This window comes from Pseudonocardia hydrocarbonoxydans, assembly GCF_006539565.1.
Classification (GTDB): Bacteria; Actinomycetota; Actinomycetes; order Mycobacteriales; family Pseudonocardiaceae; genus Pseudonocardia; species Pseudonocardia hydrocarbonoxydans.
Map to the genome: position 1 here is coordinate 79,045 of NZ_BJNG01000015.1, position 19,814 is coordinate 98,858.

21 protein-coding genes are annotated in these 19,814 nt (G+C 74.2%); 11 read left to right on the plus strand and 10 right to left on the minus strand.

Features of this window, described 5'->3' with window-relative positions; all coding sequences use genetic code 11:
- Window positions 1–29 precede the first annotated feature (29 nt).
- The gene (gene holA / locus PHY01_RS08700) at window positions 30–995 is read left to right on the plus strand and encodes a DNA polymerase III subunit delta (protein WP_141278040.1); all 966 of its coding nucleotides are present in this window, start codon (window positions 30–32) and stop codon (window positions 993–995) included.
- 98 nt (window positions 996–1,093) lie between these two features.
- Here holA and rpsT read toward each other — a convergent pair whose 3' ends face one another.
- Window positions 1,094–1,351 carry a 30S ribosomal protein S20 gene (rpsT, locus tag PHY01_RS08705; protein WP_141278041.1) on the minus strand — a complete coding sequence of 86 codons (258 nt, stop codon included), beginning with the start codon at window positions 1,349–1,351 and terminating at the stop codon, window positions 1,094–1,096.
- A 92-nt stretch (window positions 1,352–1,443) separates the two neighbouring features.
- On the minus strand, window positions 1,444–2,619 hold the full coding sequence (locus tag PHY01_RS08710) for an MFS transporter (protein ID WP_141278042.1): 1,176 nt from the start codon (window positions 2,617–2,619) through the stop codon (window positions 1,444–1,446).
- Window positions 2,620–2,769: 150 nt separating this feature from the next.
- On the opposite strand from PHY01_RS08710, the gene PHY01_RS08715 reads away from it, so the two are divergent.
- Genes PHY01_RS08715 through PHY01_RS08725 form a run of 3 tightly spaced genes read left to right on the plus strand, consistent with a single transcriptional unit; the run spans window position 2,770 to window position 6,196 of the window.
- Window positions 2,770–4,410, plus strand: coding sequence for a circularly permuted type 2 ATP-grasp protein (locus PHY01_RS08715; RefSeq protein ID WP_246085787.1), 1,641 nt, complete (start codon window positions 2,770–2,772; stop codon window positions 4,408–4,410).
- Window positions 4,410–5,354, plus strand: coding sequence for an alpha-E domain-containing protein (locus PHY01_RS08720; RefSeq protein ID WP_141278043.1), 945 nt, complete (start codon window positions 4,410–4,412; stop codon window positions 5,352–5,354). Before PHY01_RS08715 ends, PHY01_RS08720 begins: the two co-directional genes overlap by 1 nt.
- Window positions 5,354–6,196, plus strand: a complete 843-nt coding sequence (locus tag PHY01_RS08725) for a transglutaminase family protein (protein WP_141278044.1) — start codon at window positions 5,354–5,356, stop codon at window positions 6,194–6,196. Before PHY01_RS08720 ends, PHY01_RS08725 begins: the two co-directional genes overlap by 1 nt.
- 7 nt (window positions 6,197–6,203) lie before the next feature.
- Here PHY01_RS08725 and PHY01_RS08730 read toward each other — a convergent pair whose 3' ends face one another.
- Window positions 6,204–8,075, minus strand: coding sequence for a GGDEF domain-containing protein (locus PHY01_RS08730; protein WP_141278045.1), 1,872 nt, complete (start codon window positions 8,073–8,075; stop codon window positions 6,204–6,206).
- A gap of 300 nt (window positions 8,076–8,375) precedes the next feature.
- Between PHY01_RS08730 and mscL the strand changes: the two genes are divergently transcribed.
- From mscL to PHY01_RS08745, 3 genes are all read left to right on the plus strand, one after another.
- Window positions 8,376–8,828 carry a large conductance mechanosensitive channel protein MscL gene (mscL, locus tag PHY01_RS08735; RefSeq protein WP_141278046.1) on the plus strand — a complete coding sequence of 151 codons (453 nt, stop codon included), beginning with the start codon at window positions 8,376–8,378 and terminating at the stop codon, window positions 8,826–8,828.
- 53 nt (window positions 8,829–8,881) lie between these two features.
- Window positions 8,882–10,723, plus strand: a complete 1,842-nt coding sequence (gene lepA, locus PHY01_RS08740; protein ID WP_141278047.1) for a translation elongation factor 4 — start codon at window positions 8,882–8,884, stop codon at window positions 10,721–10,723.
- 62 nt (window positions 10,724–10,785) lie between these two features.
- A complete protein-coding gene (locus PHY01_RS08745; RefSeq protein WP_141278048.1) occupies window positions 10,786–11,175 on the plus strand; it encodes a hypothetical protein in 390 nt (129 codons plus the stop codon).
- Window positions 11,176–11,181: 6 nt separating this feature from the next.
- Here PHY01_RS08745 and PHY01_RS08750 read toward each other — a convergent pair whose 3' ends face one another.
- Entirely contained in the window at window positions 11,182–11,586 is a 405-nt protein-coding gene (locus PHY01_RS08750; RefSeq protein WP_170183718.1) for a MarR family winged helix-turn-helix transcriptional regulator, read from the minus strand.
- A 158-nt stretch (window positions 11,587–11,744) separates the two neighbouring features.
- Window positions 11,745–12,710, minus strand: coding sequence for a zinc-binding dehydrogenase (locus PHY01_RS08755; RefSeq protein ID WP_141278050.1), 966 nt, complete (start codon window positions 12,708–12,710; stop codon window positions 11,745–11,747).
- A 44-nt stretch (window positions 12,711–12,754) separates the two neighbouring features.
- On the opposite strand from PHY01_RS08755, the gene PHY01_RS26345 reads away from it, so the two are divergent.
- Window positions 12,755–12,919: a hypothetical protein gene (locus PHY01_RS26345; protein ID WP_170183719.1), complete on the plus strand. Its 165-nt coding sequence runs from the start codon at window positions 12,755–12,757 to the stop codon at window positions 12,917–12,919.
- Window positions 12,920–12,931: 12 nt separating this feature from the next.
- Here the strand turns inward: PHY01_RS26345 and PHY01_RS08760 are convergent, their stop codons facing one another.
- Window positions 12,932–13,741: an NAD-dependent protein deacetylase gene (locus PHY01_RS08760; RefSeq protein WP_141278241.1), complete on the minus strand. Its 810-nt coding sequence runs from the start codon at window positions 13,739–13,741 to the stop codon at window positions 12,932–12,934.
- Window positions 13,742–13,813: 72 nt separating this feature from the next.
- On the opposite strand from PHY01_RS08760, the gene PHY01_RS08765 reads away from it, so the two are divergent.
- Window positions 13,814–14,380, plus strand: coding sequence for a TIGR03086 family metal-binding protein (locus PHY01_RS08765; protein ID WP_141278051.1), 567 nt, complete (start codon window positions 13,814–13,816; stop codon window positions 14,378–14,380).
- Between the two features lie 9 nt (window positions 14,381–14,389).
- Here PHY01_RS08765 and PHY01_RS08770 read toward each other — a convergent pair whose 3' ends face one another.
- Genes PHY01_RS08770 through PHY01_RS08780 form a run of 3 tightly spaced genes read right to left on the minus strand, consistent with a single transcriptional unit; the run spans window position 14,390 to window position 16,475 of the window.
- Window positions 14,390–15,157 carry an enoyl-CoA hydratase-related protein gene (locus tag PHY01_RS08770; protein WP_141278052.1) on the minus strand — a complete coding sequence of 256 codons (768 nt, stop codon included), beginning with the start codon at window positions 15,155–15,157 and terminating at the stop codon, window positions 14,390–14,392.
- On the minus strand, window positions 15,154–15,963 hold the full coding sequence (locus tag PHY01_RS08775; RefSeq protein WP_141278053.1) for an MmyB family transcriptional regulator: 810 nt from the start codon (window positions 15,961–15,963) through the stop codon (window positions 15,154–15,156). The genes PHY01_RS08770 and PHY01_RS08775 overlap by 4 nt, the downstream gene beginning before the upstream one ends.
- A gap of 56 nt (window positions 15,964–16,019) precedes the next feature.
- Window positions 16,020–16,475, minus strand: a complete 456-nt coding sequence (locus PHY01_RS08780) for an OsmC family protein (RefSeq protein WP_141278054.1) — start codon at window positions 16,473–16,475, stop codon at window positions 16,020–16,022.
- Window positions 16,476–16,732: 257 nt separating this feature from the next.
- On the opposite strand from PHY01_RS08780, the gene PHY01_RS08785 reads away from it, so the two are divergent.
- Both PHY01_RS08785 and PHY01_RS08790 read left to right on the plus strand, forming a co-directional pair.
- Window positions 16,733–17,476: an N-formylglutamate amidohydrolase gene (locus tag PHY01_RS08785; protein WP_218030070.1), complete on the plus strand. Its 744-nt coding sequence runs from the start codon at window positions 16,733–16,735 to the stop codon at window positions 17,474–17,476.
- A gap of 155 nt (window positions 17,477–17,631) precedes the next feature.
- On the plus strand, window positions 17,632–19,539 hold the full coding sequence (locus tag PHY01_RS08790; RefSeq protein WP_141278056.1) for an FAD/NAD(P)-binding protein: 1,908 nt from the start codon (window positions 17,632–17,634) through the stop codon (window positions 19,537–19,539).
- Window positions 19,540–19,566: 27 nt separating this feature from the next.
- On the opposite strand, the gene PHY01_RS08795 is transcribed toward PHY01_RS08790, so the two are convergent.
- Window positions 19,567–19,800 (minus strand): hypothetical protein, encoded by a 234-nt coding sequence (locus PHY01_RS08795; RefSeq protein ID WP_141278057.1) that lies wholly within the window; start codon window positions 19,798–19,800, stop codon window positions 19,567–19,569.
- Window positions 19,801–19,814 lie beyond the last annotated feature (14 nt).

Genomic DNA, 19,814 nt, shown 5'->3' on the forward strand with positions numbered 1-19,814 from the left:
GTCACGGATTGTCGGGACCGTGCGCGACGATGGCGGGCGTGGCTCCCGCACCGGTCCGGCTCGTCCTCGGCGAGGAGGAGCTGCTCGTCGAGCGGGCGGTCCAGGCCGTCGCCGACGAGGTGCGCGCGGGCGAGCCCGGGGCCGAGCTGCGCCGCCACCGCGCCACCGACCTGACGCCCGCCGCACTGGCCGACGCGCTGAGCCCGTCGCTGTTCGCCGAGGCGCGCCTGGTGGTCGTCACGTCGGCGCACGAGGCGGGCAAGGACCTGGCGACGGCGGTGGCCGAGCAGGCAGCCGACGTCGCCGAGGGCGTCACGCTGGTCGTCACCCACGCCGGCGGGGCCCGCAACAAGGCGCTGGTCGAGGCGCTGCGCTCGGTCGGGGCCGACGTCGTCACCTGCCCCCAGGTGCGCTGGCCCAACGAGCGGGTGGCGTGGGTGCGGGCCGAGGTGAAGCGGCTGGGCGCCACGCTGTCCGCCGGCACGGCCGAGGTCCTGGTCGACGCCGTGGGGTCGGACCTGAGGGAGCTGGCGGCCTCGGTGGGCCAGCTCGTCGCCGACACCGGCGGCCGGATCGACGACGCCGCGGTGCGGCGCTACCACCGCGGCCGGGCGGAGGTGTACGGCTGGGACATCTCCGACCTCGCCGTGGCGGGCGACCGCGCCGGGGCGCTGGAGGCGCTGCGCTGGGCCGAGTCGCTCGGCGTGCCCGCGGTCGTCATCGCCGACGCACTGGCCTCGGGCCTGCGCACCCTGGCCCGGGTGGGGGCGGCGGGGCGGGGCGACCCGAACCGGCTCGCCGGCGCGCTCGGGATGCCGCCGGGCAAGGTCCGCCGCGCCCAGCAGCAGGTGCGGGGCTGGAGCCCGGAGGGCCTGGCCGTGGCCTTCGCCACGGTCGCCACGCTCAACGCCGAGGTCAAGGGCGCCGCCGCCGACGCGGGCTACGCGCTGGAGCGCGCGCTGTCGGGCATCTGCGCGGCCCGCGAGCGCCGCTGAGGCCCGGCACGCAGGACGCCGGCACGCAGGACCCCGGCACGCAGAACGGCGCCGACCCCGTGGTGTGCGGGGGCGACGCCGTTGCGGAGCGCGTGGTGCTAGGCCGAGACCTGCTTGGCCATCGCCGACTTGCGGTTGGCGGCCTGGTTCTTGTGGATGACGCCCTTGCTGGCCGCCTTGTCCAGGGCCTTGGCCGCGGCGCGCTGCAGCTCGACGGCCTTCTCGGTGTCGCCGGCGGCCGAAGCCTCGCGGAAGCGGCGGATCGCGGTGCGGACGGCGGACTTGACCGACTTGTTGCGCTGCCGCGCCTTCTCGTTGGTCTTGACCCGCTTGATCTGGGACTTGATGTTGGCCACGCGTTGTGCCTCGGTTCTTCCTGCCGCTGGTGTCTTCCGGGAGGCCCAGGCGGTGGTGATCGCGCAACACGCCGGGCGTTCGACGGACCATGCTACAGCCGGGTCCCGGCGACCACGACATCGGCCCGGCCCAGCGGCAGCAGGGCGAGGAACGACCCCACGCCGCAGACGCCGGCGAACGCGATCGCCCACCCGTACCCGCCGGTGGCGTCGACGAGCAGGCCGGCCACGGGCGCGCCGAGCAGCGCCCCGATCCCGCCCGAGGTGTAGACGAGCCCGACCACGCCGCCGAGCCCGCGCAGCCCGAACAGCTCGGCGATGACGGCGGGCTGCAGCGCGATCCAGCCCCCGTAGCCGACGCCGAGCACGACGGCGAAGAGCGCCAGGACGGGGTAGGACCCGGCCGCGAACCAGATCGCGAAGCTCGCGCCGAGCACCGCGAAGCACGCCTGGAACGTCCGGATCCGCCCCAGCCGCTCGGCGACGGCGCCCATCGCGAGCCGCCCGGCCACGCTCGCGATCCCGATGACGCCCACGAGCGCGGCCGCGGCCACCGGTGTCGCCCCCGTCGCGAGGGCGGTGGCGGGCAGGAACACGAACGGCACGAACAGCGCCAGCGAGGACAGCAGCGTGGCGCCGTACATCGAGCGGAACGCGACGGTGCGCACGAGCTCCCCGACCGGCAGCGACGGGGCGCCGGTCGGCGCGGGCGGGCGGCGCACCACGAAGGCGCAGGCCACGAGCAGCGCCCCGCCGGCGATGCCGAAGAGCACGTGGGTCTGCCGCCAGCCCACGGCGTCGATCAGTGCGGCGGCCAGCGGGGCCCCGACGAGCGTCCCGACCCCGATCCCGGACACGGCGACGGCCAGCGCGATCGCCCTGCGCCGCACGAACCAGGCGCCGACCACGGCCACCATCGGCACGTACCCGCAGGCCACGGCGACGCCGACCCCGAGGCCGTAGGACAGGTACCCGACCCACAGCCGCTCCACCGTCGCCGTGACGAGGAGCCCGGCGGTCAGCGCCACGGCGGCCACCAGCAGCACCGGCCGCGGCCCGAACCGGTCGACCGCGCGGCCGCTGACCGACCCCAGCAGGAACCAGGCGAACGCCGTGACCCCGAAGACGACCGACGTGGCGCCGCTGCCGGTGCCGAACTCCCGGGCCATCGGCGTGAAGAACGCCCCGAAGCTGTAGGCGACCGCGAACACCACCGCCATCGAGGTGAACGCCGCGGCCACCGTGATCCACCCGCTGCGCGCGTCCACGCCGGGGACACTACGTGCCGCGTTACCGGGACGTAGCACGGCGAACTGGCCCGGCCCACCGCGCTGGGCGAGGATGACCCCCGTCGGTCGCACCACGTGATCGCTGCAAGGAGGACCGTGACTGATGCGCACCCCGGCAAGATCCGTCCGGTGACCCGAGCACCCGAGCGCCGGCGCCCCGAGCCGGCCCCGACCGGGGACGGTTCCGCGCTGTTCGACGGCTACCTCGAACCCGACCGGCCCTACGCCGGGGCGTTCGACGAGATGTTCCACGCCGACGGCCGGGTGCGGTCGCACTACCGCGCCCTGCACGACGCGATCGCGCCCACCGCCGCCGCCGACCTCGCGGTGCGGTCCGAGGCGCTCGACCGCGCCTACGTCGACCAGGGCATCACGTTCTCGCTGTCGGGCCAGGAGCGCCCGTTCCCGCTCGACATCGTGCCGCGCGTGATCAGCGCGGCGGAGTGGTCGCGGCTGCAGAAGGGGATCGTGCAGCGGGTGCAGGCCCTGGAGGCCTTCCTCGCCGACATCTACGGCGACGCCGAGATCGTCCGCGACGAGGTGCTGCCCCGGCGGCTGATCACCAGCTGCGAGCACTACCACCGCGCCGCGCACGGGCTGAACCCGCCCAACGGGGTGCGCATCCACGTCGCCGGGATCGACCTGGTGCGCGACGAGGGCGGCACGTTCCGGGTGCTGGAGGACAACCTGCGCAACCCCTCGGGTGTGTCCTACGTCATGGAGAACCGCCGCACGATGGCGCGGGTGTTCCCCGACCTGTTCAGCCGCCAGCGGGTGCGCGCGGTCGGCGACTACTCCACGCACCTGCTGCGCGCCCTGCGCTCGGCGGCGGCGGCCAACGAGGCCGACCCGACGGTCGTCGTGCTCACCCCCGGGGTGTTCAACTCCGCCTACTTCGAGCACTCGCTGCTGGCCCGGCAGATGGGCGTCGAGCTCGTCGAGGGGCGCGACCTGTTCTGCCGCGACAACGTCGTCTACATGCGTACGACCGAGGGCGAGCAGCAGGTCGACGTCATCTACCGGCGCATCGACGACGAGTTCCTCGACCCGCTGCAGTTCAACCCACGCTCGGTGCTCGGCGTCGCCGGGGTGCTGAACGCCGCGCGCGCGGGCAACGTGGTGATCGCCAACGCGGTGGGCAACGGCGTGGGCGACGACAAGCTCGTCTACACCTACGTCCCGGAGATGATCTCCTACTACCTGGGCGAGAAGCCGTTGCTGCCCAACGTCGACACCTTCCGCTGCTGGCTCGACGACGAGTGCGCGCACGTGCTCGACCGCCTCGACGAGCTGGTGCTCAAGCCCGTCGAGGGCTCCGGCGGGTACGGGATCCTCTTCGGCCCCAACGCCTCCCGCACGCAGCTCGCCGCCGCGCGCAAGGAGATCCGCGCCGACCCGCGGGGGTGGATCGCCCAGCCGGTCGTCCAGCTCTCCACGGTCCCGACCAAGGTCGACGACCGGCTGGTGCCGCGTCACGTCGACCTGCGGCCCTTCGCCGTCAACGACGGCGACGGGGTGTTCGTGCTCCCGGGCGGGCTCACCCGCGTCGCGCTGCCGAAGGGGAGCCTGGTCGTCAACTCCAGCCAGGGCGGGGGCAGCAAGGACACCTGGGTGCTCGCCGCGCAGCGCTCGCCGGAGGCCGAGCGCGAGCTGGGCCAGCGCGGCCTCGCGGTGGCCTCGCCCGCCGGGTCGCCCGCCGCCGAGCACGGGCCGGAGCTGACGATCGGCCAGCAGCAACAGCAGCAACAGCAGCAGGGCGGGGATGCGTAGTGCTGGCCAGGAACGCCGAGTCGCTGTACTGGATCGGCCGCTACGTCGAGCGCGCCGACGACACCGCCCGGATCCTCGACGTCTCGGTGCACCAGCTGCTGGAGGACGCCACCGTCGACGCCGACACCACCGCGCGCACGCTGCTCGCCGTGCTCGGGGTGGAGGCGCCGCAGGGCGACCCGCTCGACGCGTGGTCGCTCACCGAGCTGGTCGGCTACTCCCCGGACCAGGCGGGCTCGATCGTGGCGTCGGTGTCCAGTGCGCGGGAGAACGCCCGCGGCGCGCGCGAGGTCGTCAGCTCCGAGATGTGGGAGTGCCTCAACGCCACCTGGAACGCGCTGCCCGAGCGCCAGCGCTACGCCCGCTGGGTCGGTCCGCACGCGTTCTTCTCCTACGTCGAGGACCGCGCGGCGATGTTCTCCGGGCTCGCCGCCTCGACGATGAGCCGCGACGACAGCTGGCGGTTCTACCTGCTCGGCCGCTCCGTCGAGCGCGTCGACATGGTGGTGCGGCTGCTGCTGTCGCGGGTGTCGGACCGCATGTCGTCACCGGGCTGGCTGACGGTGCTGCGCAGCGCGGGCGCCGCCGACACCTACCTGCGCACCTACCGCGGCGCCCTGGACGCCAGCCGCGTGGTGCAGTTCCTGCTGATGGACAAGCTGTTCCCGCGGTCGGTGTTCCACGCGCTGCGCCAGGCCGAGACCTGCCTGGTCGACCTGGACAACCGCCCCACCGCCCGGATCGGGGCGAAGGCCGAGGCCCTGCGCCTGCTCGGCCGGGCCCGCTCGGAGCTGGAGTTCCTGCGCCCCGAGGAGCTCCTCGACGACCTGCCCGCCCAGCTCATGGGTCTGCAGGAGACCATCCGCGACGTCGGCGAGGCCGTGTCGCTGCAGTACTTCCACGCCGCCCCCTGGGTCGCGTGGACCGCACCGGAGGTGTCCTGATGGGCTGGCGGATCCGCGTGGTGCACGAGACGGGCTACCGCTACGCCGCTCCCGTCCACGAGTCCTACAACGAGGTGCGGCTCACCCCGCGCAGCGACAACCGGCAGAACGTGATCGTCAGCCGGGTGGAGACGGTGCCCCCGACGCGGTCCTACCGCTACGCCGACTACTGGGGCACCACCGTCACCGCGTTCGACCTGCACGCCCCGCACACCGAGCTGGCCGTGACGGCCACGTCGGTGGTGGAGACGGCCGACGCGCTGGCCCCCGCCCGGTCCGCCACCTGGGAGGAGCTGGCCTCCGAGCCGATCCGCGACCGGTTCACCGAGACCCTCGAGTTCACCGACTACGTGGTGCGCAACCGCGACCTGTCCCGCGCGGCGAAGGCGCTCAAGCGCGGCAAGGACCCCGCCGACGCGGTGCTGGCCGCCTGCCGCTGGGTGCGCGAGCACCTGACCTACCAGGCGGGCACGACGGGCGTGCACACCAACGCGGTGGAGGCGTGGGAGACGCGCAAGGGCGTCTGCCAGGACTTCGCGCACCTCACGCTGCTGCTGGTGCGCGAGATGGGCGTCCCGGCGCGCTACGTGTCGGGGTACCTGCTGCCGCGCGCGGAGACCGAGATCCGGCAGACCGTGACGGGGGAGAGCCACGCCTGGATCGAGGCCTGGACCGGCGGCTGGTGGGGCTACGACCCGACCAACGACATCGAGATCGGCCACCGGCACGTCTGGGTCGCGGTCGGGCGCGACTACTCCGACGTGCCGCCGCTCAAGGGCATCTACTCCGGGGGCACCGCCGCCGCCCTCGACGTCAGCGTGGACATGACGCGGCTGGCCTGAGCCCGGCTCAGCGCCCGGCCGTGCGGTGGCCGGGCGCTCCCGAGTGGACCTGCGACATGACCCGCCGCAGCCGGCCGGTGCGCTCGACCGGGCCGGCCGGGATGTCGCCGGTGGGCACCGTGCCGATGACGACGCGGTTGCCGCCCTGGTGCTTGGCCCGGTACATCGCGGCGTCGGCCCCGGCCAGCGCCGCGGACGGGTCGACGTCGAGCGGGGCGCGCACCACCCCCACCGACATGGTGACGCCCGCGGCGACGTCCTCGGGCAGCGCGGCGACGGCGTCGGCGGCGCGGACCAGCGCGGCGCGCGCCACGGGCAGCGCGGTGGCCGGCATGACGACGACGAACTCGTCGCCGCCGTAGCGCGCGACCATGTCGGGGGCCCGCAGCGCGGTGCGCAGGCAGGAGGCGACGGCGCGCAGCACGCGGTCGCCCGCGGCGTGCGAGCGGGCGTCGTTGACGTCCTTGAATCGGTCGAGGTCGACCAGCGCCACCGCGCACGGCTGGCTGGTGGGGGACGCGACCTCCTCGGCCAGGCGCATGTCGAGCGCGCGGCGGTTGGGCAGCCCGGTGAGCGGGTCCTGCAGGGCCTGCGCGGCGACGGCGCCGTGCTCGCGGGCGAGGCGGTGGTGCTCGGAGTGGCTGCGCAGCGCGAGCAACCGGGCCTCGCGCAGCGCCCACAGCTCCTCCTCCAGCGCCGCCGCGTAGTGCTCCAGGCCGGGGGAGCGGGGTACGCCGCCGCGGGCGGCCCCCTCGACGAGGGCGAACTCGCGGTGCAGGGCCAGCGCGAGCAGCGGCTCGGGCCCGTCGCGGCCGGACAGCTCGGCGCGCAGCGGCTCCAGCGCGCGCACGGCGTCGTGCGCGCGGCCGGCGGTCATGTGGCAGCGCGCCGCGGCGATGGCGAGCAGGATGCGGTCGTCGACGAGGAAGGCCATGCGGCCCAGGTCGGCGAGCCGGGCGAGGTGCTGCGGGCCGGGGTGCTGCATCGCGTACGCGGTGCCCACCACGATGCACTCCTCGACCGGGGGCAGCCCGCCGCCGAGGTGCCGGTCGCGGGCGTCGGTCCAGAGCCGGGCGGCGATGTGCGCGATCTGCGCGGCGGCGACGAACCGGGTGGCGGCCGCGGCCTCCCGCCCGCCGCGCTCCAGGCGCAGCGCCCACGACAGCTGCAGCCGCACCCGGTTGAGCTGGTGGATCAGCCGGTCGATGGGCCCGCTGCCGGACTCGGCGACGGCCAGTGCCCGCTGCGACACCTCGTCGGCCAGCTCGTGGGCGCCGAGCTTGAGCAACACCAGCAGCAGCCCGTTGAGGGTGCGCGACATCCGCTGCGTGCGGGCGAGACCGTCGGGGCCGGGCCCGGGATCGGCGACGTCGGCGAGGATCGCCAGTGCCGCGGCGGTGTCGGGCAGCGCGGCGTCGCCGTGGTCGAAGATGACGGCCCGGTGCGCGCGCAGCACGGCGACCTCGGCGAGCCAGCACACGTCGCCGCTGATCTCGGCCAGCTCGCCGTAGGCGCGCAGCAGGGCGTCGATCTCGACGAGGTGCGCGGTGTCCTCCTCCATGATCCGCAGCAGCACCGACATCCGCAGCAGCTCGGCGACCAGCGCGGACGGTCCCCGGCCGCGGGCGTGGGCGAGCAATCCGTCGATGCCGCGGCGGGCGGCGGCCCGGCCGGCGGGCGGGGCCTTCTGCTGCCAGACGAACATGCCGCGGGCGCGGGCCTCGACGGCGGCGTCGTCGAGGTGCGGGGCGCGGGCGGGGCAGTCGCACTCCGGCGCCCCGGCGATCAGGCTGCACCCGGCGAAGACGATCGGGGTCGGGCCGGTGACCAGGGCGGAGGACAGCGGGGCCGTCGGGCGTCTCGTGTCGGGTGAGGTCATGACGGCGGGTCGCCCCCCTGGCCGGTCGGGTACGGCACGTCGCACCGGGCTGGGGCCCCGCTGCGCTCAGGCGCCGGCTCCCGGTGGGCTGCAGTCCCGAGCGACGCGGCGCCCATCGTCGCACGTGCAGGCGCACATGCAACAGGCCCGGTCGGGACGGCACGACATGATCGTGCACAGTGTGATCGGCGGACCACGGCCGGTGCCTGACCCGGCGGGTCCGCGCCGGTCCGCATGGTCGGTGCCGCATGATTCCGCCGTCGCCGGGCCGGTCCGGCGCGTGGCGGAAGGGACGGAACCGTGAAGGGTCTGTGGAGCGAGTTCAAGGCGTTCGCGCTCGGCGGCAACATGCTCGACCTCGCGCTGGGCTTCATCATCGGCACCGCGTTCGCCGGGCTGGTCGACAGCCTCGCGGGCGACGTGATCATGCAGTTCGTCGCGGCGATCTTCGGCCAGCCGGACTTCTCGACGCTGGCGTTCACCGTCAACGGCTCGGAGATCCGCTACGGGGCGTTCCTGACCGTCGTCGTCAACTTCCTGCTGCTGGCCGTGGTGCTGTTCGGTCTCGTGCAGCTGCTCAAGCGGGCCGGCCTGGGCAACTTCAAGGCCCAGGGCAGCCAGGAGTGCCCCTACTGCAAGGAGTTCGTGGCGATCGACGCGACGCGGTGCAAGTTCTGCACCGCCGAGATCGAGCCCGGCGTGGCCGACGAGGAGTCCCCGCAGATCGCGACCGAGACCCGGGTGGCCGAGTGAGCCCCGCCGCCGTGGGACCATGGACGGGAACCCGCAGCTGAATGGAACCGTGAGTGGCCTCGTACGCCGACAACACCTTCACCCCGCCGGAGCTGATCCGGAACTTCTGCATCATCGCCCACATCGACCACGGCAAGTCGACGCTGGCCGACCGCATGCTGCAGATCACCGGGGTGGTGGAGGAGCGCGCGATGCGTGCCCAGTACCTCGACCGCATGGACATCGAGCGCGAACGCGGCATCACGATCAAGGCGCAGAACGTGCGCCTGCCGTGGAAGGTCGGGGACACCGAGCACGTCCTGCACATGATCGACACCCCCGGCCACGTCGACTTCACCTACGAGGTGAGCCGGGCGCTGGAGGCGTGCGAGGCCGCGATCCTGCTGGTCGACGCCGCGCAGGGCATCGAGGCGCAGACCCTGGCCAACCTGTACCTGGCCATGGAGAAGGACCTCACGATCATCCCGGTCCTCAACAAGATCGACCTGCCGGCCGCCGACCCCGACCGGTACGCCGCCGAGATCGCCCACATCGTCGGCTGCGACGCCGACGACGTGCTGCGGGTGTCGGCGAAGACCGGTCTCGGGGTGGGTGAGCTGCTCGACGAGGTCGTCCGGGTCACCCCGGCCCCGGTCGGCGACGCCGACGCCCCGGCCCGCGCGATGATCTTCGACTCGGTCTACGACACCTACCGCGGAGTCATCACCTACATCCGCGTCGTCGACGGGAAGATCACCCCGCGCGAGCGCATCCGGATGATGTCGACGGGCGCCTCCCACGAGATCCTGGAGATCGGCGTCGTCTCCCCGGAGCCCAAGCCGACCGTCGGCCTGGGCGTCGGCGAGGTGGGGTACCTGATCACCGGCGTGAAGGACGTCCGCCAGTCGAAGGTCGGCGACACCGTCACCTCGCTGCGCAAGGGCGCCACCGAGCCGCTGACCGGCTACCGCGAGCCGCGGCCGATGGTGTACTCCGGGCTCTACCCCGTCGACGGGTCGCAGTACCCGGAGCTGCGCGAGGCGCTGGACAAGCTGCAGCTCAACGACGCCGCGCTCACCTACGAGCCGGAGACGTCCGCGGCGCTGGGCTTCGGCTTCCGCTGCGGCTTCCTGGGGCTGCTGCACCTGGAGATCACCCGTGACCGCCTGGAGCGCGAGGCCGGGCTCGACCTGATCTCCACCGCGCCCAACGTCGTGTACCGCGTCGTCAAGGACGACGGCACCGAGATGACGGTGACGAACCCGTCGGACTGGCCGACCGGGAAGGTCGCGCAGATCTTCGAGCCCGTGGTCAAGGTGACGATCCTGGCGCCCTCGGAGTTCATCGGCGCGATCATGGAGCTGTGCCAGACCCGGCGCGGCACCCTCGGCGGGATGGACTACCTGTCCGAGACCCGTGTCGAGCTGCGCTACACGATGCCGCTCGCGGAGATCATCTTCGACTTCTTCGACGCCCTGAAGTCGCGCACCCGCGGCTACGCCAGCCTCGACTACGAGGAGGCGGGCGAGCAGGAGTCGGAGCTGGTGAAGGTCGACATCATGCTGCAGGGCGAGCCGGTCGACGCGTTCTCGGCGATCCGGCACAAGGACGACGCCTACTCCTACGGCACCCTGATGACCACGAAGCTGCGCGAGCTGATCCCGCGCCAGCAGTTCGAGGTGCCGATCCAGGCGGCGATCGGGTCGCGGATCATCGCGCGGGAGAACATCCGCGCGATCCGCAAGGACGTGCTCGCCAAGTGCTACGGCGGCGACATCACCCGTAAGCGCAAGCTGCTGGAGAAGCAGAAGGAGGGCAAGAAGCGGATGAAGACCATCGGTCGCGTCGAGGTCCCGCAGGAGGCCTTCGTCGCCGCGCTGTCCACCGACGCAGGCGCGGACAAGCCGAAGAAGTAGGCCGGACCGGCGGCCGCCCGCCCGCGTCGGCACGCACGCGCGGCGCGGGGCAGACTGGTCGCATGACGGTCGGGGCCGTGACGTTCCTGGACGGCGACGCCGCGGGCGCCGCGGTGCTCGCGGTCGTGTTCGTCGTCGGGCTGCTCGCGGGCCTGGCCAAGCAGCGGCTCGGGCTGCTGCTGGGCGGGCTCGTCGCGGTGGTGGTGCTGGGGCTGGTCGTCGCCGGGGTCACCGGGCTCGACCTGTCCGGCCCGCGCGACGCCGTGGCCACCCGGCTCGCCGGCGTCTACGCCGCGGTGCTGCCGCCCGCGATCGCGTTCGTCGCGGGCTGGCTGGCCACCCGCGGCACCTGGTTCCGGCGGGCGCTCACCGTCGGGGTGGCGGTGCTGGTGCTGGCGGCCTTCCCCTACGCCGCGGCCGGGGCGGCCACGGCGGGGGTGCTCGTTCCGTAGGGCCGGTCAGCGGCGCTGGACGGCCAGTGGCTGGGTGGCGAGGGCCTCGAGGAGCTCGGCGAGCCGCGCCCGCTCGGGGGTGTGGGAGGCACCCAGCGCCTCGCCCGCGCCGCGCTCGACGCGGCCGCACACCCGTTCGACGACCGCGCGGCCGTCGCCGGCGAGATGGACCAGCACGCGCCGTCGGTCGATCGGGTCGGTGCGCCGGAACGCGAGGTGGCCGGCCACCAGCCGGTCGACGACCCGGGTGGCGGTGGGAGCGGGGAGCGCGGTGTGCGAGGCGATCTCGCCCATGCTGCGGCCGCCGCCGCGGGCGAGCATGAGGAGGACCCGCCAGCCGTCGCGGCTGACGCCCTCCGCCGAGGTGGCCGGGGACAGCGCCGTGGCGAGGGCGCGGTCCAACCGGTCCAACAGCTCGACCAGACCTGTCACTGGTGGCGCCGGGGCGTACACCGACCCCGGCGCCATTCGACTTCGTGGCTCAGACACGGTCACAGACTGTACGTCCACACCGGGCGCACGTGCAGCCGAGTGTGCAGAATGACTCCGTTCGGCCCTGTACCGCGGTGTCAGCGAGTGAACACGATCTTGCCCGATGTGGACCCGTCGAGCATGGCCTGGAACCCCTCCTCGGCCTTCTCCATCGGCAGCTCCAGACCGATCTCGGGGGCGATCCCGGCGGTGGCGATGAACGACAGCATGTCGGCCAGCTCCTCGCGCGTGCCCATTGTGGACCCCACCACGCGGAGCTGGAGGAAGAACAGCCGCTGGAGGTCGGCGGGCGGGTTGGGACCGCTGGTGGAGCCGGAGATCACGATGATGCCGCCGGGCTTGAGCGCCCGCATCGAGTGCGACCAGGTGGCCTCGCCGACCGTCTCGAACACGGCGTCGACCTTGCCGGGCAGACGCTCGCCGGACGGGAACACCGCGTGGGCGCCCAGGCGCTCGGCCACCGCGCGCTTCTCCTCGGTGCGCCCGGTGACCCAGACCTGCATGCCCGCCGCGCGGCCGAGCTGGATCAACGCGGTGGAGACCCCACCGGATGCGCCCTGCACCAGCATGGTCTGGCCCGGGCGCAGCCCGGACTTGGTGAAGATCATGCGGTAGGCGGTGAGCCAGGCGGTGCCCATGCAGGCGGCCTGCACGGTCGAGAGGCCCTCGGGCTTGGGGACGGCGTTGCGCGCCGGCACGATCACGGTGTCGGCGAAGCTGCCCTGGTGCTTCTCGGTGAGCAGCGTGCGCTTCGGGTCCAGCGTCTCGTCGCCGCTCCACTGTGGATCGCCGATGACCGAGTGCAGGACGACCTCGCTGCCGTCGGGCAGGGTGCCCGCGCCGTCGCAGCCGAGGATCATCGGGAACTGGTCGGGCTTGATCCCGACGCCGCGCAGCGTCCAGATGTCGTGCATGTTGAGGCTGGCGGCCTGGACACGGACCGTGACCCAACCCTCGGGGGCTTCGGGCTCCGGTCGCTCACCCACGGTGAGCGAGGAGAGCGGAGCGTCGGCATTGGGCTCTGCTGCATAGACGGCGAACATGGGTGTGAACCTAGTGGTCCGCGTCCCTGGGTACCGTGTGGACCGTGACACGTGCGCTCGCCGACTGGTACGACGCGGTCGAGCTGTGGGTCACGCAGCTCGCCTTCCCGCTCCAGGTGCTGCTCGCGGTGGTCGTCGTACTGCCGCTGTGCCTGATGGTCGCGGTCGTGCTCGACCGGGTGTCGGAGCGGCTGGTCGGCGGCCGCTGAGCCGTCCGGCCCTCATGCGGCGGTGGCGAGCAGCGCGGGCAGGACCTCCGAGCACCCGGCGTCGACGAGGACGGTGGCGAGGTCGTCGCCCCGGGTCGTGCCCCGGTTGACGATGACGACCGGCACACCCAGCTTGTGGGCGTGCCGGACGAACCGCAGCCCGGACATGACCGTCAGCGAGGACCCGGCGACCAGCAGCGCGCCGCCCGCCGGCTCCATCGCCTCGACCAGGGCGTAGGCGCGGGTGACGCGCTCGCGGGGCACGTTCTCCCCGAAGAACACGACGTCGGGCTTGAGGACGCCGTCGCACGCGGTGCAGCCGGCGAGCGCGAACGCGGCGACGTCGGCGGCGGCGAGCTCGGCGTCGCCGTCGGGACGGATCTGCACGGCGGCCGCCTGCGCGAAGCCCGGGTTGAGCGCGGCCAGCCGCTCCTGCAGCGCGACCCGGGGGGTGCGCCGGGCGCAGCCCAGGCAGACGACGGTGTCGATGCGGCCGTGCAGGTCGATCACCGCCCGGTGCCCGGCCGCCGAGTGCAGGCCGTCGACGTTCTGGGTGATCAGCCCGTGCAGCACGCCCGCGTCCTCCAGCGCGGCCAGCGCGCGGTGCCCGGGATTGGGGGCGGCGTGCGCCATCCGGGCCCAGCCGACGTGGCTGCGCGCCCAGTACCGCCGCTGCGCGTCGGCGCCGGAGACGAACTCCTGGTAGGTCATCGGCGTGCGGGCGGGCGAGCCGGGGCCGCGGTAGTCGGGGATGCCGGAGTCGGTGGACAGCCCCGCACCGGTCAGGGCCACCAGCGGGCGGCCGCCGAGCACGTCGAACATGTCCACGGATCCAGCGTAGCCGTGTCGCGTTCGTCCAAGACGGGTCCGCGGCGCCGCGGGCAGGATCACCACATGGACATGAGCAGCACCCTCGACCTCGCCGTCCGGGCGATCCGCGGCGCCGACCCCGCCCGCTTCGGCGATCCCACGCCGTGCCCCGAGTTCACCGTGGCCGCGTTGATCGACCACATGGCGTCCGGGATGCGCCTGGCCGAGAACTCCGCGCGGCGGGTCGTCGTCGCGTGGGACCCGGGCAGCTCCCCGGTGCTCGGCGGGCTCGACGAGAAGGACTGGGCGCAGGCCTGCGCCGACCAGGCCGACGCCACGGCCGCCGCCTGGGCGGACCCCGCGGCCTGGGAGGGCGACGCCCACATGGCCGAGACCCCGATGCCCGCCGCCGTGATCGGCTCGCTGATGACCGCCGAGTTCGCCCTGCACGCCTGGGACCTCGCCGTCGCCACCGGGCAGCGCCTCGACGTGGCCCCGGACGTGGGCCGGGCCGTCCTCGACGGCGTCACACCGGTGGCGCAGATGGGCCGCGACGGCGGCTGGTACGGCCCGGAGGTCCCGGTGGGCGACGGCGCGAGCGACTGGGAGCGCGCGCTGGCGGCGTCCGGCCGGGACCCGGCCCGCTCCTGACCGGGCGCGTCAGCGGGCCCAGGAGGGCGGGCGCTTCTCCGCGAACGCCGCCATGCCCTCCTGGCCCTCCGCGCCGGCGAAGAAGCCGGCCGAGAGCTCCTGCATCCGCGTGAACTGCTCCGCCATCGACGACGGGCGCTCGGCCCGCAGCATCTGCTTCGTGGCCGCGAGCGCGCCGGGCGCCCCCAGGCGCAGCATCTCGACGTAGCGGGTCACCTCGGCGTCCAGACCGGCCGCGGGCACGGCGGAGTTGACCAGGCCGACGGTGACGGCGCGGGCCGCGTCGAACGTCTCCCCGGTGAGGAACAGCTCGTGCGCGGCCCGGGGGAGCAGCCGGGGCAGCACCGTGACCGAGATGACGGCGGGCACCACGCCGATCCGCACCTCGCTGAAGGCGAACGTGGCGTCCTCGGCGGCCACGGCGATGTCGCACGCCGAGACCAGGCCCACCCCGCCCGCCCTGGCGGGCCCGGCGACGCGGGCGACGACCGGCTTGGGGGAGTCCCAGATCGTCGACAGGATGCGGGGCACCTCCTGGACGCCCTGCTCCTGCACGCCCGCGCCGCGCGTCTCCTTGAGGTCCATCCCGGAGCAGAACACGCGGCCGGTGTGACCCAGCACGATCACCCGCACCGCGTCGTCGGCCAGTGCGGTGGACAGGTGCGCCAGCAGCTCGCGGCGCAGCTGCGCGGACAGCGCGTTGCGGTTGGCGGGGGAGTCCAGGGTGATCGTCGCGATCCCGGCCTCGACGGCGAGGTGCACCAGCTCTGAGGTCATGGCGGGACGGTATACGCGCCCGCCCGCTGCGCCAGGTAGGCGCTCGTGGCGGCGTCGGCGGGCAGGAACGACTCGATGCAGACCTCGTCGAGGGTGACGTCGAGCGGGGCACCGAGCACCGCGACGGTCGAGAAGAACGCCAGCTCGCCGTCGGGGTGCCGCAGCCGAAGCGGCAGCACGATCCGGTCCCGCGGCTGGGCGCCCGGGTCGAGCCCCTGCGCCGCGCAGAACCCGACCGCCTCGGTGAGCAGCGCGCGTAGGCCCGTCGTCGCCGACCGCTCGGCCTGGCGGCGCACCCGCGACACCAGGTGCGCCGCGTACTCGGGCAGGTCGACGACGTGCGGTGCGAGCCCGAGCGGGTGCAGCGCCAGCCGCAGGACGTTGACCGGTCCGCCGAGCAGTGCCGGGTCGACCAGCTCGGTGAGCACCCCGACGGCGGCGTTGGCGCCCACCAGGTTCCACATGCCGTCGACGAGGACGGCCGGGTGCGGGCAGTGGCCGTCGAGCACCCGCTGCAGCGACGCCCGGACCTCGGCCAGCTCGGCGTCGTCGAGTCCGTGGTGGGTGTAGGCCGGTGCGTACCCGGCGGCGACCATCAGCTCGTTGCGCCCGCGCAGCGGCACGTCGAGCTCCTCGGACAGGTGCAGCACCATGTCGCGGCTCGGCCGCGCCCGCCCGGTCTCCAGGAAGCTGAGGTGCCGCGCGGAGACGTCGGCGGCCAGCCCCAGGTCGAGCTGGGTGAGCCGCCGGCGCCGGCGCCAGTCGCGCAGCAGCGATCCGAACGCGGACGCGGTCGCGGTGGTCATGTCCGAGGACGCTAGCGGCCACCGTGACCGCGTTCGACTACCTCACGGGTAGCGCCTCAGGAGGGCGTGACCTGCGTCCAGTCGTTGGTGATCTTCACGCCGGCGCGCGCGAACAGCACGCTGACCGGGCAGCGGCGGGCGGTGTCGTCGCGCAGGGTGGCGAACTGCTCGGGGGTCGCGTCCGTGGTGATCTCCGCGGTGATCACCAGGTTCTGGAACGTGGCGTCGGCGGTGCCCCGGCCGGTGGTCATGACGGTGGGGTCGAAGTCGGAGGAGACGTCGAACTTCACGGCGTCGATGGTGATGCCGAGCTCCTTGGCCACGATCGAGGAGGTGACCTGGTTGCACGAGCTGAGCGAGGCGAGGGTGTAGGCCAGCGGGCTGGGGTGCTTGTCCTGGCCGCCGAACGCCTCGTAGGCGTCGGTCTCGATGACGTAGTCGGCGCCGGCGACGGCGACGGTCTGCGCGACGCCGGTGCCGGCACCGCTCACGGCGAAGTTGACGAGGGGCATGGCTGTGGCTCCTGGGGTGTGCTGCGAGGGGAGAACGAGAGGGGAGAAGGGGCGGACCGGATCAGCGACAGCTGGAGGCGCCCAGGCGCATCAGGTCGACGTGCAGGCGGCGCACGAGACCCGGATCGATCGGCATGGTTGCACAGTCAACCGGGCGCGCGGGGGATGCGCCAGGCCCGGTGGGATGGTGCACGTCCGGCGAACCACCCCGGGGTCCGCGACCGAACGCCCTTCTCGTGCGTGGTGAGCTGTCCCGCGTGGACCCGCACCCACCCGGTGACGAGCGCAGCCCCGTCGTGCTGCACGTCCCGCACGCGGGCACCCACGTCCCCACCTGGACCCGCCCGCACCTGCTCCTCGACGACGCCGCGCTGGCCGCCGAGGTCGCCGCGCTGACCGACCACCGCACCGACCGCACGGCCCTCGACGCCGCCGCCCGCGCCCGGGTGCGGCCGTGGGTCGCGGTGAACCCGGTGTCGCGGTTCGTCGTCGACGTGGAGCGGTTCCCCGACGAGCGGGAGGAGATGGCCGCGGCCGGGATGGGCGCGGTCTACACCCACGGCACCCGGGGGCAGCGCATCCGCGCCGACGACCCGGGGCACCGCGACGCCCTGCTGGCCGCGTTCTACACACCGTGGGCGCGGCGGATGGAGAAGGTGGTGGCGCACCGGATCGCGGCCACCGGCCGCTGCGTGCTGCTCGACGTCCACTCCTACCCGCCCGACCCGCTGCCCTACGAGCTGCACGCCGACGGCCCCCGCCCGCAGGTCTGCCTCGGCACCGACCCCGCGCACACCCCGGGGTGGCTCCTCGACGCCGCACGGGACGCGTTCGGGGCCGGGGTCGCGCTGGACACCCCGTTCTCCGGCGCCTACGTGCCGCTGTCGCGGTACGGCGTCGACGCGCGGGTGGCCGCGCTGATGATCGAGATCCGGCGCGACGTCCCCGAGGACACCGTCGTCGCGGCCCTGACCGGCCTCGTCGACGTCGTCGGGGCGTGACGCGGGCCCGGTCCGCTGGCCGCCCGGCGCCGCCCGCCGTACCGTCGAGGCATGGGGACCCCGCTCGCGCGCCGCCGGCACGTGGATCTCTGCCGGACGAGCGCCGCGCTGTAGGGACCGGACACCGTCCGATCCCTCCGAGCCCGAGGACCTCCATGACCCCCCACGTCGCGACCTCCTCCATCGCGATCGTCGGCGCCGGGCCGCGTGGCGCCGGGCTGCTGGAACGCCTGGCCGCCAGCGCCCCCGAACTGGTCGGCTCCGATCTCCCGGCGGGCGGCCTCGACGTCCACCTGATCGACCCCTACCCGGCGGGCGCCGGCCGGATCTGGCGCCACGAGCAGTCGCCGCTGCTGGCGATGAACTCGATGGCCGCCGACGTCACGATGTTCACCGACGACTCGGTGGTCTGTGACGGCCCGATCCGCCCGGGGCCCTCGATGTGGGACTGGGTGCGGTCCGGTCCCGAGGTCGACCCGGAGCTGGCCGAGGAGCTCGCGGGCGTCACGGCGTCGACGTTCCCGAGCCGCCGCCTGCAGAGCGCCTACCTCGGCTGGGTGCTGCAGCACGTGATCGACGGGCTGCCGGCCGGGATGCGTGCGCACGTGCACCGCACCCGCGCCACCGGCCTCACCGAGGACCCCGGGCCCGACGGCGGCGCCACGCAGGTCGTGCACCTCGAGGGCGCCCCGCCGCTGCGCGTCGACGCAGTGGTGCTCGCCTCGGGCCACCTCGACGCCACCCCCACCGCCGACGAGGTCGCCCTCGCCGGGCGGGCGGCCGCGGCGGGCCTGCGCTACCTGCCGCCGGAGCAGACCACCGACTCCGACCTGTCGGTGCTCGCCCCGGGCGAGACGGTGCTGGTGCGCGGGATGGGGCTGGCGTTCGTCGACCTGGTGGTGCTGCTGTTCGAGGGCCGCGGCGGGCGCTTCACCGACGCCGGGTACGTGCCGTCGGGGCGCGAGCCGCGGCTGGTCGTCGGGTCACCGCGCGGCAGCACGTACCACTCGAAGACCCACTACGCGCTGCAGGCCCCGCGCCCGCCGCTGCCGCGCTTCTTCGGGCCCGCGGCCGTCGACCCGCTGATCGCGGCCGGCGAGGTCGACCTGCGCGCGCAGGCCTGGCCGCTGATGGCCAAGGAGATCGCCTGGGGCTGGTACCACGAGCTGTTCCTGGGCCACCCCGACGCGGTCGCGCAGCCGTGGGCGGAGTTCGCCGCGTCCTACGCCGCGCTCGACTGGGACTCGCCCGGGATGCGCGCGCTGATCGAGGCCGCCGTCCCCGACCCCGTCGACCGGATCGACTTCGCCGCGCTGGACCGCCCCCTCGACGGCCTCACCGCCCCCGACCTGGCCGCCCTGCAGCCGCTGGTGCGCGAGCGGATCGCCGAGGACCTGCGCCAGCACGTCGACGTCCGGCACAGCGCCCACCTGGGCGCGTTCGTCGCGATGCTGTCGGTGTACGGGGAGACCACCCGGCTGGCCGACGCCCTCTCGACCCGCTCGCGGGCGTCGGACATGGGGTGGTGGCAGGGCTTCTTCAACTCCGTGGCCAGCGGCCCGCCCGGGTTCCGGGTGCGCCAGCTGCTCGCGCTGTCCCGGGCCGGGTACATCGACTTCCTCGGGGCGGGGATGTGGGTCGAGGTCGAGGACGGCGCGTTCGTCGCCGGCAGCGCCACCCTGGCCGGGGCCGAGCCGGTGCGGGCCGGCGCGCTGGTCGACGCCCGGCTGCCCGACCCCAGCGCCGCCCGCACGACCGACCCGCTGCTCGCCGACCTGGTGCGCCGCGGCGACGCCGCCGAGGACATCCTGATCGACGACGACGGCACCGTGCTGCGCAACACCGGCCTGGTCCGCGTGCGTCCCGAGGACGGTGCGCTGCTCGACGCGGACGGGGCGGTGCACCCGCGGCGCTTCGCGGTGGGCCCGCACACCACGGTCAAGGTGGCGGGCGCCTTCACCCGCCCCGGCATGAACGCCCAGAGCCTGCGCTACAACGACGCGATCGCCCGCGCCGTGCTGCGCAGCCTCCCGGCCGCGCGGTCGGCCACGCGCGCGGCCTGACCGGCGGCGGGACCCGACCGCACCGCCTCAGTGCAGGGGTGGGTACCGGTGCAGCGCGCTGCGCGCCATGGCCAGCTCGTACGCCATCTCCGCGGCGATGAGCTCGGCGTGCAGGGCGATGTGCTCGCCCGCCTGGTTGCCGTGCAGGGCCAGCGCGCGATGGCGGCGCACGAGGTCCTCCAGTGCGTTCAGCAGCCGGTCGGCGATGCGGCGGCGGCTCTCGTCACGGGTGGGGACGGGGGTGGGGTCGGTGATGGTCACGGATGCTCCTGGAG

Bases quoted from the DNA above. Each gene is read 5' to 3' on its own strand.
- holA (WP_141278040.1), top strand. From the start codon at position 30: ATGGCGGGCGTGGCTCCCGCACCGGTCCGGCTCGTCCTCGGCGAGGAG.
- PHY01_RS08725 (WP_141278044.1), top strand. From the start codon at position 5,354: ATGGGCTGGCGGATCCGCGTGGTGCACGAGACGGGCTACCGCTACGCC.
- PHY01_RS08730 (WP_141278045.1), bottom strand. From the start codon at position 8,075: ATGACCTCACCCGACACGAGACGCCCGACGGCCCCGCTGTCCTCCGCC.
- PHY01_RS08745 (WP_141278048.1), top strand. From the start codon at position 10,786: ATGACGGTCGGGGCCGTGACGTTCCTGGACGGCGACGCCGCGGGCGCC.
- PHY01_RS08755 (WP_141278050.1), bottom strand. From the start codon at position 12,710: ATGTTCGCCGTCTATGCAGCAGAGCCCAATGCCGACGCTCCGCTCTCC.
- PHY01_RS08760 (WP_141278241.1), bottom strand. From the start codon at position 13,741: ATGTTCGACGTGCTCGGCGGCCGCCCGCTGGTGGCCCTGACCGGTGCG.
- PHY01_RS08765 (WP_141278051.1), top strand. From the start codon at position 13,814: ATGGACATGAGCAGCACCCTCGACCTCGCCGTCCGGGCGATCCGCGGC.
- PHY01_RS08770 (WP_141278052.1), bottom strand. From the start codon at position 15,157: ATGACCTCAGAGCTGGTGCACCTCGCCGTCGAGGCCGGGATCGCGACG.
- PHY01_RS08775 (WP_141278053.1), bottom strand. From the start codon at position 15,963: ATGACCACCGCGACCGCGTCCGCGTTCGGATCGCTGCTGCGCGACTGG.
- PHY01_RS08780 (WP_141278054.1), bottom strand. From the start codon at position 16,475: ATGCCCCTCGTCAACTTCGCCGTGAGCGGTGCCGGCACCGGCGTCGCG.
- PHY01_RS08790 (WP_141278056.1), top strand. From the start codon at position 17,632: ATGACCCCCCACGTCGCGACCTCCTCCATCGCGATCGTCGGCGCCGGG.